The organism is Citrobacter amalonaticus, from assembly GCF_018252635.1.
In the GTDB taxonomy this organism is placed as follows: Bacteria; Pseudomonadota; Gammaproteobacteria; order Enterobacterales; family Enterobacteriaceae; genus Citrobacter_A; species Citrobacter_A amalonaticus_E.
Genome location: NZ_JAGTXM010000006.1, coordinates 291,029 through 304,589 on the forward strand (window position 1 = coordinate 291,029; position 13,561 = coordinate 304,589).

Sequence of the window (13,561 nt, forward strand, 5' to 3'; positions counted from 1 at the left end):
AAATCAGGTCCAACTGGACAGGCGTTATCGGCGAAGTCAGAGTGAGCACCGCCTGCGCACAGCAACCGGAGCGTACTGAGGTACGTGATGATTGCGAGCACAGCCGGGGTTCGCTATGACGAGTGAGATAGCCTGAACCGGACTTAAACAAGGAACAAAGATCACCATGTTATTACCCTGGTTGATACTAATCCCCTTTATCGGTGGCTTCCTGTGCTGGCAGACCGAACGCTTTGGCGTGAAGGTGCCGCGCTGGATAGCGCTGGTAACCATGGGACTGACGCTCGCGCTTGGCCTGCAACTGTGGCTACAGGGCGGTTATTCGCTGACGCAGTCTGCTGGCATTCCGCAGTGGCAGTCTGAATTTGTCCTGCCGTGGATCCCGCGCTTTGGCATCTCGATTCACCTGGCAATCGACGGCTTGTCGTTGCTGATGGTAGTGCTGACCGGTCTGCTTGGTGTTCTGGCGGTGTTGTGTTCCTGGCGAGAAATCGAAAAATACCAGGGCTTCTTCCACCTGAACCTGATGTGGATTCTGGGCGGCGTGATCGGCGTGTTCCTTGCCATCGACATGTTCCTGTTCTTCTTCTTCTGGGAAATGATGCTGGTGCCGATGTACTTCCTGATCGCGCTGTGGGGCCACAAGGCATCCGACGGTAAAACGCGTATCACGGCGGCCACCAAGTTCTTTATCTACACCCAGGCGAGCGGACTGGTGATGTTGATTGCCATCCTGGCGCTGGTGTTTGTTCACCACAATGCGACCGGCGTATGGACTTTCAACTATGAAGATCTGCTGAAAACCCCGATGTCTCATGGCGTCGAATATCTGCTGATGCTGGGCTTCTTCATCGCGTTTGCGGTGAAAATGCCGGTGGTTCCGCTGCATGGCTGGTTGCCGGATGCGCACTCTCAGGCGCCGACTGCGGGTTCCGTTGACCTCGCCGGTATTTTGCTGAAAACCGCCGCTTACGGTCTGCTGCGTTTCTCCCTGCCGCTGTTCCCGAACGCGTCAGCGGAGTTCGCGCCTATCGCAATGTGGTTGGGCGTCATTGGTATCTTCTACGGTGCATGGATGGCGTTCACGCAGTACGACATCAAACGTCTGATCGCTTATACCTCTGTTTCACACATGGGCTTCGTGCTGATTGCCATCTACACCGGTAGCCAACTGGCCTATCAGGGCGCGGTGATTCAGATGATCGCGCACGGTCTGTCGGCGGCGGGTCTGTTCATTCTGTGTGGTCAGCTATACGAGCGTCTGCATACCCGCGACATGCGTATGATGGGCGGCCTGTGGGGCAAAATGAAATGGTTGCCTGCGCTGTCGATGTTCTTCGCGGTGGCGACGCTGGGTATGCCGGGCACCGGTAACTTCGTTGGCGAATTTATGATCCTGTTCGGCAGCTACCAGGTGGTTCCGGTAATCACCGTGATTTCGACCTTTGGTCTGGTGTTCGCTTCCGTTTACTCGCTGGCGATGCTGCATCGCGCTTACTTTGGTAAAGCGAAGAGTCAGATTGCAAAACAAGAACTGCCAGGGATGTCGCTGCGTGAGCTGTTTATCATCCTGTTGCTGGTCGTGCTTCTGGTACTGCTTGGCTTCTATCCGCAGCCGATTCTGGATACCTCGCATTCTGCGATGAGCAACATCCAGCAGTGGTTTGTTAATTCCGTTACTACTACAAGGCCGTAAATCGCCATGACAATAACTCCACAACACCTGATTGCGCTGCTACCGCTGCTGATCGTCGGCTTGACGGTGGTGGTTGTGATGCTCTCCATTGCGTGGCGACGCAATCACTTCCTCAATGCCACGCTGTCGGTCATTGGGCTTAACGCTGCGCTGGTTTCGCTCTGGTTTGTTGGCCAGGCTGGCGCGATGGATGTCACTCCGCTGATGCGGGTTGACGGCTTCGCAATGCTTTACACCGGCCTGGTTCTGCTGGCGAGTCTGGCGACCTGTACCTTTGCTTACCCGTGGCTGGAAGGCTATGACGATAACAGGGAAGAGTTCTACCTGCTGGTGCTGATTGCCGCGCTGGGTGGCATTCTGCTGGCAAACGCCAATCATCTGGCGGCGTTGTTCCTCGGTATCGAACTGATCTCCCTACCGCTGTTTGGCCTGGTGGGCTATGCGTTCCGTCAGAAACGATCGCTTGAAGCCAGTATCAAATACACCATCCTGTCTGCTGCCGCGTCCTCATTCCTGCTGTTCGGTATGGCGCTGGTTTACGCGCAGTCTGGCAACCTGTCGTTTGTGGCGCTTGGTAAGAGTCTCGGCGATGGGATGCTGAACGAGCCGCTGCTGCTGGCAGGCTTCGGGATGATGATTGTTGGTCTGGGCTTCAAACTTTCACTGGTGCCGTTCCACCTCTGGACGCCAGACGTGTACCAGGGCGCACCGGCTCCGGTTTCCACCTTCCTTGCGACGGCGAGCAAAATCGCTATCTTCGGTGTGGTGATGCGCCTGTTCCTGTACGCGCCGGTAGGCGACAGTGAAGCGGTTCGCGTGGTGCTGGGGGTGATTGCCTTTGCCTCCATCATCTTCGGTAACCTGATGGCGCTGAGCCAGACCAACATCAAGCGTCTGCTGGGTTATTCGTCTATCTCTCACCTCGGTTACCTGCTGGTGGCACTGATTGCTTTGCAAAGCGGCGAGATGTCGATGGAAGCGGTCGGCGTTTACCTGGCCGGTTACCTGTTCAGCAGCCTCGGCGCGTTCGGTGTGGTCAGCCTGATGTCCAGCCCGTACCGGGGGCCGGATGCCGATTCTCTGTTCTCCTACCGTGGGTTGTTCTGGCATCGTCCGATCCTCGCGGCGGTGATGACAGTGATGATGCTGTCTCTGGCGGGTATCCCGATGACGCTGGGCTTTATCGGTAAGTTCTACGTACTGGCAGTCGGTGTGCAGGCGCATCTGTGGTGGCTGGTTGCCGCCGTGGTGGTCGGATCCGCGATTGGTTTGTACTACTACCTGCGCGTTGCTGTGAGTTTGTACCTGAGCGCGCCGCAACAGCTTAACCGCGATGCGCCGTCCAACTGGCAGTACAGCGCAGGCGGTATTGTGGTCCTGATTTCTGCACTGCTGGTGCTGGTGCTGGGGATCTACCCGCAACCATTGATCAGTATCGTGCAGTTAGCTGCACCGCTGATGTAAGCGAAATGCAAAAACGAAAAACCCGCCGAGGCGGGTTTTTTTATGGGCGATGAATCTTCAGGCAATCAACTGACGGCTGACCAGCGGGCCGCTGATGTTTTGCGCCGCACGATCCATCACTTCCTGAATAACGGATGATAGTTCATTCACTTCAAACTTCGCCACGTAGCCATCAGCTTTCACTTTGCGGACGTGATCTTCGTTGGCGCTACCGGAAAGGGAGGAGTGGATCACCACCGGAATTTTCTTCAGCCGCTCGTCGGTTTTGATTTTCCGGGTCAGGGTAAAACCATCCATCTCTGGCATTTCAAGATCGGTCAGCACCAGCGCGATCTTCTCACTAATCGCTTTGCCTTCCGCTTCCGCTTCCTGCGCCAGTTGCTGTATTTTGTCCCACGCATCTTTACCGGTAACGTGCATTTGATGGGGAATGTCCATGGCCGTCAGACCTTTCTCCAGCATCGCGCGGGCTACGCGGGAGTCTTCCGCGACAATGGCGACGGCTCCGGGAGTGATGTTGAACTTATTGGTTTTCAGTTCCGTTGCGCGCAGGTCGTGATTTGACGGTACGATGTCATACAGGATCTGTTCCACGTCGAGCACCAGCGCCAGGTTGTTGGTCTCTTTGTCTTCATCAAGACAAGCGATACTGGTGATATAGCGACCATTCACCGCCTTTTCTGCGGTGTGTACCTGTTTCCAGTCCAGACGCATGATGTTTTCTACTGATTCGACGGCGAAGGCTTGTACGCTACGGGCATATTCGGTGATTAACAGAATGTTGAGCCCATTTTCCGGCTTGCAGCCGGCAACGGCAGGAAGGTCAATGACCGGAATAACCTGGTCGCGAATGTTGACCATTCCCAGCAGAGGGGCTTTCATCCCGGCCGGACGGGTAAAGGCAGGCATGGGTACAATTTCGCGCAATTTGAACACGTTAATGCCAAATAGCTCAGACTTCTGTTCGTGCAGAGAGTTTCCCAGACGAAACAGCAGCAGTTCAAAGCGGTTGGACAGGGTCAGATTCGCCCTGTCATCGATATCTTTCTGGAAATTATCCATTCTGTCCTCAGTGTGAATACTGCGTTTTTACTGTTATCGGCACTGAGAGCAAAAAATGGAGCACTAAACCGTGAAAACGGCGAAATCGTCGGCAAGTTCCGTGGCTGGAAAGATTGCCTGACACTCTGCCAGCAGTCGCTGGCAGCCCGCGACGTCATAGCGTGAACTGACGTGCGTTATGATGAGCTTCCCGACCGCAGCTTCACGAGCCAGCAGCGCGGCCTGGCGGGTAGAGCTGTGTCCGCGGCTATTAGCCTTTTCTTCCATCGACGTATCCAGCGTCGTCTCGTGAATCATCACGTCGACTCCTTTCGCCAGCTCAAGCGCGCAGGCGCAGGGGGCGGTATCGCCAAAAATGGCGATCGTTTTACCGGGCGTCGCCGGTGCAAGAAAATCGGCTCCGTGTATCATACTGCCGTCTTCCAGGATGACCGTTTTTCCCGCTTTCAGATCCTGAAACCAGGGTCCGGGTTTGATCCCGGCGGCTTTTAATGCGCTGGCGTTCAGCGCGCCGGGTTTGGCATGCTCTTCAACGCGGTAACCGTAACATTCCAGTGGGTGTTTGAGCGGGTAAGCCGTCACTTTTCGCAGCCCGTCATCGAGAATGTCCCCGGCGGTGATTTCCACGATTTCCAGCGGATAGTCGGTCCAGGAGCCGCTCAGACGCAGTGTGGTTTCAGTAAACTCGCGTAACCCCTTCGGGCCGTAGATCGTCAACGGATGGGCATTGCCTGCCATCGAACGACTGCACAGTAAACCCGGTAAACCGAACAGGTGATCGCCATGCAGATGGCTGATGAAAATCCGTTCGATTTTGCCAGGATGATATGCCGTGCTCAGCATCTGGTGTTGTGTACCTTCACCACAGTCAAACAGCCACAGAGCGGGCTGCGTTGGGTGCTGATGATGCAGCAAAATGGCCGTCACGTTACGTGTACGCGTGGGAACGCCAGCCGAGGTGCCTAAAAAGAGAAATTCCATTATTTCATTACACTTTTGAAAAATAATCTGGCTAGTATAAATCGTTTACGGAAAAAGGAGCGCACGATGATTACCTGGCAAGACCTGCATCATTCGGCATTAACCGTCCCCCAGCTCTATGCGCTGTTAAAACTGCGTTGCGCGGTGTTTGTTGTGGAACAGAACTGTCCCTATCTCGATGTCGACGGTGACGATCTGGTAGGCGAAAACCGCCATATCCTCGGCTGGCATGACGGCGAACTGGTAGCGTATGCGAGGATTCTGAAAAGCGCTGAAGATCTGGAGCCCGTAGTGATTGGACGGGTGATCGTCAGTGAGGCGTTACGCGGTGAAAAACTGGGACAACACTTAATGGCACAGACGCTGGCATCCTGTCAGCAACACTGGCCGGAGAAGGCGCTGTATCTGGGCGCCCAGGCGCATTTGCAGGCATTCTATGCACGATTTGGTTTTGCACCGGTCACCGAAGTTTATGATGAAGATGGCATTCCTCATGTGGGGATGGCGCGCGAAGCGACTCAGGCATGATCCGGCGTCGTTGTCTATAGTTAGGAGCAGGTTTACTAACATGGAGAACGAGAATGTCCTATCAATTTGGTGATTCACGTATTGATGATGACCTGACGTTGCTGAGTGAAACGCTGGAAGAAGTACTGCGTTCCTCAGGGGATCCTGCCGATCAAAAGTACATCGAGCTGAAGGCGCGGGCGGAGCAGGCGCTGGAAGAGGTGAAAAATCGCGTCAGCCACGCGTCGGACAGCTACTATTACCGTGCCAAACAGGCGGTATACCGTGCTGATGATTACGTACACGAAAAACCCTGGCAGGGGATTGGCGTCGGCGCGGCGGTCGGACTGGTGCTCGGCTTATTGTTGGCACGACGCTAACCTGTAAGCGAGAAAACATTGACTCCCTAAACTGGGGTACTGCTTTTTTTTCGCAGTACCCCGTATAATGTGAGGTTTTTAACAGGGAGAGGTCCGCGTGCATTCACTCACTACTGCGCTGGAAGGTCTGACGCGTCTTTTGTCGCAGGCGATCCCGGCGGCACCAGGCATTCGGGTTCTCGATGTACCTTTTCCCCTTAATGACGCTTTCGATGCGTTAGGCTGGCTGGCAAGTCAGTCCATTTATCCGCAGTTTTACTGGCAGCAACGCAACGGTGATGAAGAGGCCGCTGTATTGGGCGTCGTTGCATCTTTTTCTTCCCTCGATGAAGCACAACGTTTTCTTCGTCAATATCCGCAGCAAACCGACCTGCGTATCTGGGGACTGAACGCCTTCGATCCGCAGCGGGGCAACCTGGTGTTACCGCGTCTTGAATGGCGACGCTGTGCGGGCATGGCGGTGCTGCGTCTACATCTGTGGAGTAACGTTTCTCTGCGCGAAGAGGCTGACCGGGCGCTGACTTTTCTCGCTTCGCTGGCGAGTGTAAAACCGCTGCCAACATTGCGTCTGAACAAAACCGGTGAACAGCACTGGCCTGAAAAAACGGGCTGGATCAGCCTGATTGAGCAGGCCACCCAGACGATTGCCGAAGGCGAACTGGATAAAGTGGTGCTGGCGCGCGCCAGCGATCTGCACTTTTCTCGTCCGGTAAATGCCGCAGCGGTGATGGCTTCAAGCCGCCGTTTGAACCTGAACTGCTACCATTTTTACATGGCTTTTTCTGCGCAGAGCGCGTTTCTGGGCTCGTCTCCGGAACGGCTCTGGCGACGCCGCGATACTGCGCTCCGAACCGAGGCGCTCGCCGGGACGGTAGCGAATCACCCGGATGATTATAAGGCCTGGCAACTGGGCGAATGGCTGATGAAGGACGATAAAAACCAGCGCGAAAATATGCTGGTGGTGGAGGATATCTGTCAACGCCTGCAGGACTACACGCATTCGCTGGACGTTTTGCCGCCGCAGGTGCTGCGGTTGCGAAAAGTGCAGCATCTGCGGCGTTGCATCTGGACGGCGCTGAATCAGGCAGATGATACGCTGTGTTTACTGCAACTGCAGCCAACGGCAGCGGTCGCCGGGATCCCACGCGAACAGGCACGGGCATTTATTCAGCAGCATGAACCTTTTGCCAGGGAGTGGTACGCCGGATCGGCGGGCTATCTGTCATTACAGCAAAGCGAATTCTGCGTTTCGCTACGCTCGGCGAAAATCAGTGATAACGTGGTTAGACTGTATGCCGGCGCGGGGATTGTTCGTGGGTCAGATCCTGAGCAGGAGTGGCAGGAAATCGACAATAAAGCCGCCGGCCTGCGATCTTTGTTACAGATGGATGGATAATGAGTTACATATTCCCGACTCATATCAATAATCCCTTTTTTCCGTTCTTTATACTGAGTCGCAATATTGATACCGGACAATCTCATGTCAGTAAGCGCATTTAACCGACGCTGGGCGGCGGTCATTCTGGAAGCATTAACTCGTCACGGCGTCAGGCATGTTTGCATTGCCCCTGGCTCTCGTTCAACGCCGCTCACTCTGGCGGCGGCGGAAAATTCGGCCTTTATTCACCACACGCATTTTGACGAGCGTGGTCTGGGGCATCTGGCGCTGGGACTGGCGAAGGTAAGTAAACAGCCTGTAGCCGTGATCGTGACCTCCGGTACGGCGGTCGCTAACCTCTATCCGGCGCTGATTGAAGCGGGATTGACCGGTGAGAAACTGATCCTGCTGACGGCCGATCGTCCCCCTGAACTGATTGACTGCGGCGCGAACCAGGCAATTCGCCAGGCGGGCATGTTTGCGTCACATCCGTCACAAACGCTTTCCCTTCCACGCCCAACGCAGGATATTCCGGCCCGTTGGCTGGTATCGACCATCGATAATGCGCTGGCCTCACTGCATGCTGGCGCGGTTCATATTAACTGCCCGTTTGCTGAGCCGCTGTATGGTGAGATGGACGAAACCGGACTGGCCTGGCAACAGCGCCTCGGTGACTGGTGGCAGGATGATAAGCCCTGGCTGCGCGAAGCGCGTAGGCTGGAAAGTGACAAACAGCGCGACTGGTTCTTCTGGCGGCAAAAACGAGGTGTCGTCGTCGCCGGGAGAATGAGCGCGGAAGAGGGTAAACACGTCGCGCAGTGGGCACAGACGCTGGGTTGGCCGCTGATTGGCGATGTGCTGTCACAAACCGGACAGCCGCTCCCCTGTGCCGATCTCTGGCTCGGCAATGCGAAGGCAGTAACAGAACTGCAGCAGGCGCAGATTGTGGTGCAACTGGGCAGTAGCCTGACCGGGAAGCGCCTGCTGCAATGGCAGGCAAGCTGTGAGCCGCAAGAATACTGGATTGTCGATAACATCGAAGGGCGCCTGGATCCGGCGCACCATCGCGGTCGCCGTCTGGTGGCAAAAATCGCCAACTGGCTGGAACTGCATCCGGCAGAAAAACGTCAGCCGTGGTGTGTAGACATCCCGCGTCTGGCGGAGCAGGCCTGGCAGGCCGTGGTGGCGCGTCGGGATACCTTTGGTGAAGCGCAGCTGGCTCATCGTATTTGCGACTATCTTCCTGAGCAGGGGCAGCTCTTTGTTGGCAACAGCCTGGTGGTGCGCCTGATTGATGCGCTGACAAAACTCCCGGCGGGTTACCCGGTTTACAGCAATCGTGGAGCCAGCGGTATTGATGGCTTAATATCGACGGCCGCAGGCGTGCAGCGCGCCAGCGCAAAATCGACGCTGGCGATTGTGGGCGATTTATCGGCGCTGTACGATCTCAACGCATTAGCCCTGCTGCGCCAGGTTTCCGCGCCGTTCGTACTCATTGTGGTGAACAATAATGGCGGGCAGATTTTCTCGCTGCTGCCCACGCCGCAGAGCGAGCGTGAACGCTTCTATCTGATGCCGCAAAACGTTCATTTTGAACACGCAGCCGCCATGTTTAACCTCAAGTATCATCGTCCGGAAAGCTGGGATGAACTGGAGACGGCGCTGGCTGGTGCATGGCGTACTCCTGCGACCACGGTGATTGAACTGGTGGTCAACGACACCGACGGCGCGCAAACCCTGCAACAGCTCCTGGCGCAGGTAAGCCATTTATGATCCTGCACGCGCAGGCAAAAGACGCGCAGCCAGGTTCACCCTGGCTGGTTTTTCTGCACGGTTTTTCAGGTGACGCCCAGGAGTGGCAGCCGGTTGGCGAGCAGCTTACGAGCTTTTCCCGTCTGTATGTCGACTTGCCCGGTCACGGCGGATCGGCGGAGATTCGCGTCAGCGGATTCGCCGATGTGCTTGCCTTACTGCGCAATACCCTTCTTAGTTACAACATCCTGAACTACTGGCTGGTGGGATATTCCCTCGGTGGCAGAGTGGCGATGATGGCGGCCTGTCAGGCGATGCCCGGACTATGCGGTCTGGTGGTTGAAGGCGGGCATCCGGGATTGCAAAACGATGCTGAACGCGACGCTCGGCGAAATTCAGACCATCACTGGGCAGAGCGTTTTCGCCGTGACACGCTGGCTGACGTGTTTGCGGACTGGTATCAGCAGCCGGTTTTTGCTTCGCTTAACGCGCAGCAACGAGAAACGCTGGTTGCATTGCGTAGCCAGAATAACGGTGAAACGCTGGCAGCCATGCTGGAAGCCACCTCGCTGGCGGTCCAGCCTGATTTACGCGCAGCGCTGAACGCGCGCGCATTTCCGTTTTATTATTTATGTGGTGAACGTGACAGCAAATTCTGCGCACTCGCGACGGAGCTAGCGGCGACCCGCCATGTGATTCGTAACGCCGGACACAACGCGCATCGGGAAAACCCCGCGGGCGTGGTGGACTGTCTGGCTCAGATTCTGCGTCTCTGACTTAAGGACACACTATGATCTATCCTGATGAAACAATGCTTTACGCACCGGTAGAATGGCAAGATTGCTCTGAAGGCTACACTGACATTCGCTATGAGAAATCGACCGACGGTATCGCAAAAATCACCATTAATCGTCCGCAGGTGCGCAACGCATTCCGTCCTCTGACCGTCAAAGAGATGATCCAGGCGCTGGCAGATGCCCGTTATGACGATAACGTGGGCGTGATTATTTTGACTGGCGCAGGCGACAAGGCTTTTTGTGCCGGCGGCGACCAGAAGGTTCGCGGCGACTACGGCGGCTATCAGGATGACTCCGGCGTTCATCACCTGAACGTGCTGGACTTCCAGCGCCAGATCCGTACCTGTCCGAAGCCGGTCGTGGCGATGGTGGCAGGTTATTCCATCGGCGGCGGCCACGTGCTGCACATGATGTGTGACCTGACGATTGCGGCAGAAAATGCCATCTTCGGCCAGACCGGCCCGAAAGTCGGTTCCTTTGATGGCGGCTGGGGCGCGTCTTACATGGCGCGGATCGTTGGGCAGAAGAAAGCGCGAGAAATCTGGTTCCTGTGCCGTCAGTACGACGCCAAACAGGCGCTGGATATGGGGCTGGTTAACACCGTTGTTCCGCTGGCCGAACTCGAAAAAGAGACCGTGCGCTGGTGTCGTGAAATGCTGCAAAACAGTCCAATGGCGCTGCGTTGCCTGAAGGCGGCGCTGAACGCGGACTGTGATGGTCAGGCCGGTTTGCAGGAGCTGGCGGGTAACGCCACCATGCTGTTCTACATGACGGAAGAAGGTCAGGAAGGCCGTAATGCCTTTAACCAGAAACGTCAGCCTGATTTCAGCAAATTCAAACGGAATCCGTAATGCGTAGCGCGCAGGTATACCGCTGGCAGATCCCCATGGACGCGGGGGTGGTTCTGCGCGACAGGCGGTTAAAAACGCGTGACGGGCTGTATGTCCGACTTCACGACGGTGAGCGTCAGGGTTGGGGAGAGATTTCCCCGCTGCCGGGCTTCAGTCAGGAAACCCAGGAAGAAGCGCAGACTACGCTGCTGGCCTGGGTTGACGGCTGGCTGCAGGGAGACGACGCATTGCCGACGATGCCTTCCGTGGCTTTTGGCGTCAGCTGTGCGCTGGCGGAAATCGCCGGAACGTTGCCTGAAGCCGCGGATTATCGGGCAGCACCGCTGTGTACCGGCGATCCGGACGATCTGGTCCTGCAACTGGCGGACATGCCCGGCGAAAAAGTGGCGAAGGTGAAAGTTGGACTGTACGAAGCCGTGCGGGACGGCATGGTTGTCAACCTGCTGCTGGAGGCGATCCCGGAATTACGATTGCGTCTGGATGCCAACCGGGCATGGACGCCGTTGAAGGCGCAGCAGTTCGCGAAGTACGTGAACCCGGACTACCGCAACCGCATTGCTTTTCTCGAAGAGCCATGTAAAACGCGCGACGACTCGCGTGCCTTCGCCCGGGAAACCGGGATTGCCATCGCCTGGGACGAGAGTCTGCGTGACGCTGATTTTGTTTTTGAGGCCGAAGAGGGCGTTCGTGCGGTGGTGATCAAACCGACGCTGACCGGTTCGCTGGAAAAAGTACGCGAACAGGTACAGGCGGCGCATGCGCTTGGGCTGACGGCGGTGATCAGTTCGTCCATCGAGTCGAGCCTGGGCCTGACGCAACTGGCACGCATTGCCGCGTGGCTGACGCCAGATACCATTCCGGGACTGGATACGCTGAGTCTGATGCAGGCGCAGCAGATCCGCTGCTGGCCGGGTAGTCCGTTGCCATTGATTGACGACGCATCCCTGGAAAAACTGCGATGACCTTTCCAGACTGGCCGTGGCGTTACTGGCGGCAGGTTCAGGGAGATGCGCCGGCCTTACGCCTGAATGATGAGGGACTAAGCTGGCGCACGCTCTGTACCCGTATTGATGCCCTGGCAAGCGGTTTTGCCGCGCAGGGCGTTACCGAAGGCTGCGGCGTTATGCTGCGCGCCTGGAATCATCCACAGACACTGCTGGCATGGCTGGCGCTGTTACAGTGTGGGGCCAGGATCCTGCCGGTCAACCCGCAGCTTCCTCATTCCCTGCTGACGACCCTGTTGCCCGATCTTACGCTGCAGTTTGCGCTGGATCTGGAGGGGGATAATCCCTTTCCCTTTCTGGTCTCGCTGGATTGCCTGAACGCAGATGGCCAGCATGCCGTCGACTGGCAACCGCAGCGTTTGAGCTCCATGACGCTGACCTCCGGTTCGACCGGTCAACCGAAAGCGGCGGTCCACACCTGCCAGGCGCATCTTGCCAGTGCTGAAGGCGTGCTGTCGCTAATGCCGCTGGCAAAAGAGGATGACTGGCTGCTCTCTCTGCCGTTGTTCCATGTCTCTGGACAGGGGATTCTGTGGCGATGGCTAGTGGCCGGTGCGCGGATGACCGTGCGGGAAAAACAGCCGCTGGAACAGATGCTGGCCGGATGTACGCATGCTTCGTTGGTGCCCACGCAACTCTGGCGACTGCTGGTGAACCAGACGCCGGTGGCGCTGAAAGCGGTTTTGCTGGGAGGAGCCGCGATTCCGGTGGCGTTAACCGAGCAGGCACGCACACGTGGAATTCGCTGCTGGTGTGGTTACGGTCTGACGGAGTTTGCCTCGACGGTGTGTGCGAAAGAGGCGGATGGTCTGGCTGATGTCGGTATGCCCTTACCGGGACGAGAAGTCAGAATTGTGAATGATGAAGTCTGGCTGCGAGCGGCCAGTATGGCGGAAGGCTACTGGCGAAACGGTAAGCTGATTCCGCTGACCAACGATGAAGGCTGGTTTGCCACACGCGATCGCGGCGTTCTTAATGGCGGAAAGCTGACCATCGCCGGACGTCTGGATAACCTCTTTTTTAGCGGTGGTGAGGGGATTCAGCCGGAAGAGGTGGAACGGGTTATCGTGACACATCCGCATGTGCTACAGGCGTTTATCGTCCCGGTTGAAGATGCTGAATTTGGTCATCGTCCGGTGGCGGTGGTTGAATATGACGCCGATGTTGCCCAGATCGATCTCAGCGACTGGGTGAAAGACAAACTGGCACGCTTCCAGCAGCCGGTTCGCTGGTTTTCTTTGCCTGCGGAACTGAAAAATGGCGGGATCAAGATATCCCGGCGGGCCATTATTGATTGGGTAAACGGAACATTAAAAAATCATTAATGCCACTTCTCAGCTTTATCAATTGATGCTCATTGCCACTTTGTTTATTTGCTACTGTGTAACGTAATGTAAACGTTCCTGATAAGTAAAGGTATGCAATGGAGTGGCAGGTGAAGAAGTCATGCTATGACAAAACGTCAGGGAAGCAGGCATTAGTGTTGAGTGATGCTGGTGGTTCACTCAAAATGATTGCTGAAGTTCAGTCTGACATTATTGTGAATGCCGGTGATATTCTTTCCCCGTTGAAGGATGCTCTGTATTCCGTCAACCGTGACACCAGGAGAACGGTAAAGGTTCTGGATGCCCGGAGCTATACCTGCGACGAGTGGGCGCGCCTGAAGACGCTGCTGGGGAATCCATAATC

General features: G+C 56.3%; 13 protein-coding genes. 11 read left to right on the forward strand and 2 right to left on the reverse strand.

Features of this window, described 5'->3' with window-relative positions; genetic code table 11:
* Positions 1-166 precede the first annotated feature (166 nt).
* Together nuoM and nuoN are read left to right on the forward strand one after the other, a co-directional pair.
* Positions 167-1,696, forward strand: a complete 1,530-nt coding sequence (gene nuoM, locus KE671_RS19025) for an NADH-quinone oxidoreductase subunit M (protein WP_206164142.1) — start codon at positions 167-169, stop codon at positions 1,694-1,696.
* Between the two features lie 6 nt (positions 1,697-1,702).
* Positions 1,703-3,160, forward strand: coding sequence for an NADH-quinone oxidoreductase subunit NuoN (gene nuoN / locus KE671_RS19030; RefSeq protein WP_042317815.1), 1,458 nt, complete (start codon positions 1,703-1,705; stop codon positions 3,158-3,160).
* 57 nt (positions 3,161-3,217) lie between these two features.
* Here the strand turns inward: nuoN and KE671_RS19035 are convergent, their stop codons facing one another.
* Both KE671_RS19035 and rbn read right to left on the reverse strand, forming a co-directional pair.
* A complete protein-coding gene (locus tag KE671_RS19035; RefSeq protein WP_044258510.1) occupies positions 3,218-4,222 on the reverse strand; it encodes a chemotaxis protein in 1,005 nt (334 codons plus the stop codon).
* Between the two features lie 63 nt (positions 4,223-4,285).
* Complete coding sequence (gene rbn, locus KE671_RS19040) at positions 4,286-5,203, reverse strand: ribonuclease BN (RefSeq protein ID WP_206164143.1); 918 nt, start codon at positions 5,201-5,203, stop codon at positions 4,286-4,288.
* Between the two features lie 66 nt (positions 5,204-5,269).
* Between rbn and KE671_RS19045 the strand changes: the two genes are divergently transcribed.
* The 9 genes from KE671_RS19045 to pmrD all read left to right on the forward strand — a co-directional run bounded on the left by KE671_RS19045 (position 5,270) and on the right by pmrD (position 13,559).
* A complete protein-coding gene (locus KE671_RS19045) occupies positions 5,270-5,731 on the forward strand; it encodes a GNAT family N-acetyltransferase (RefSeq protein ID WP_206164144.1) in 462 nt (153 codons plus the stop codon).
* A 53-nt stretch (positions 5,732-5,784) separates the two neighbouring features.
* On the forward strand, positions 5,785-6,090 hold the full coding sequence (gene elaB / locus KE671_RS19050) for a stress response protein ElaB (protein ID WP_206164145.1): 306 nt from the start codon (positions 5,785-5,787) through the stop codon (positions 6,088-6,090).
* Positions 6,091-6,187: 97 nt separating this feature from the next.
* Entirely contained in the window at positions 6,188-7,486 is a 1,299-nt protein-coding gene (gene menF / locus KE671_RS19055) for an isochorismate synthase MenF (RefSeq protein ID WP_206164146.1), read from the forward strand.
* 84 nt (positions 7,487-7,570) lie between these two features.
* Positions 7,571-9,241, forward strand: coding sequence for a 2-succinyl-5-enolpyruvyl-6-hydroxy-3-cyclohexene-1-carboxylic-acid synthase (menD, locus tag KE671_RS19060; protein WP_206164147.1), 1,671 nt, complete (start codon positions 7,571-7,573; stop codon positions 9,239-9,241).
* Complete coding sequence (menH, locus tag KE671_RS19065; protein ID WP_206164148.1) at positions 9,238-9,996, forward strand: 2-succinyl-6-hydroxy-2,4-cyclohexadiene-1-carboxylate synthase; 759 nt, start codon at positions 9,238-9,240, stop codon at positions 9,994-9,996. The genes menD and menH overlap by 4 nt, the downstream gene beginning before the upstream one ends.
* Positions 9,997-10,010: 14 nt before the next feature.
* On the forward strand, positions 10,011-10,868 hold the full coding sequence (gene menB, locus KE671_RS19070) for a 1,4-dihydroxy-2-naphthoyl-CoA synthase (protein WP_042317824.1): 858 nt from the start codon (positions 10,011-10,013) through the stop codon (positions 10,866-10,868).
* Positions 10,868-11,830 (forward strand): o-succinylbenzoate synthase, encoded by a 963-nt coding sequence (menC, locus tag KE671_RS19075; protein ID WP_206164149.1) that lies wholly within the window; start codon positions 10,868-10,870, stop codon positions 11,828-11,830. The genes menB and menC overlap by 1 nt, the downstream gene beginning before the upstream one ends.
* Positions 11,827-13,197: an o-succinylbenzoate--CoA ligase gene (gene menE, locus KE671_RS19080; protein ID WP_206164150.1), complete on the forward strand. Its 1,371-nt coding sequence runs from the start codon at positions 11,827-11,829 to the stop codon at positions 13,195-13,197. Before menC ends, menE begins: the two co-directional genes overlap by 4 nt.
* A gap of 98 nt (positions 13,198-13,295) precedes the next feature.
* Entirely contained in the window at positions 13,296-13,559 is a 264-nt protein-coding gene (pmrD, locus tag KE671_RS19085) for a signal transduction protein PmrD (protein ID WP_206164151.1), read from the forward strand.
* Positions 13,560-13,561: the final 2 nt, after the last annotated feature.

What these genes read in the sequence shown, in the direction of transcription:
- menD (WP_206164147.1), top strand. Translation starts at nt 7,571, where the DNA reads ATGTCAGTAAGCGCATTTAACCGACGCTGGGCGGCGGTCATTCTGGAA.
- elaB (WP_206164145.1), top strand. Translation starts at nt 5,785, where the DNA reads ATGTCCTATCAATTTGGTGATTCACGTATTGATGATGACCTGACGTTG.
- menE (WP_206164150.1), top strand. Translation starts at nt 11,827, where the DNA reads ATGACCTTTCCAGACTGGCCGTGGCGTTACTGGCGGCAGGTTCAGGGA.
- KE671_RS19035 (WP_044258510.1), bottom strand. Translation starts at nt 4,222, where the DNA reads ATGGATAATTTCCAGAAAGATATCGATGACAGGGCGAATCTGACCCTG.
- rbn (WP_206164143.1), bottom strand. Translation starts at nt 5,203, where the DNA reads ATGGAATTTCTCTTTTTAGGCACCTCGGCTGGCGTTCCCACGCGTACA.
- nuoM (WP_206164142.1), top strand. Translation starts at nt 167, where the DNA reads ATGTTATTACCCTGGTTGATACTAATCCCCTTTATCGGTGGCTTCCTG.
- menH (WP_206164148.1), top strand. Translation starts at nt 9,238, where the DNA reads ATGATCCTGCACGCGCAGGCAAAAGACGCGCAGCCAGGTTCACCCTGG.
- pmrD (WP_206164151.1), top strand. Translation starts at nt 13,296, where the DNA reads ATGGAGTGGCAGGTGAAGAAGTCATGCTATGACAAAACGTCAGGGAAG.
- nuoN (WP_042317815.1), top strand. Translation starts at nt 1,703, where the DNA reads ATGACAATAACTCCACAACACCTGATTGCGCTGCTACCGCTGCTGATC.
- menC (WP_206164149.1), top strand. Translation starts at nt 10,868, where the DNA reads ATGCGTAGCGCGCAGGTATACCGCTGGCAGATCCCCATGGACGCGGGG.
- KE671_RS19045 (WP_206164144.1), top strand. Translation starts at nt 5,270, where the DNA reads ATGATTACCTGGCAAGACCTGCATCATTCGGCATTAACCGTCCCCCAG.
- menB (WP_042317824.1), top strand. Translation starts at nt 10,011, where the DNA reads ATGATCTATCCTGATGAAACAATGCTTTACGCACCGGTAGAATGGCAA.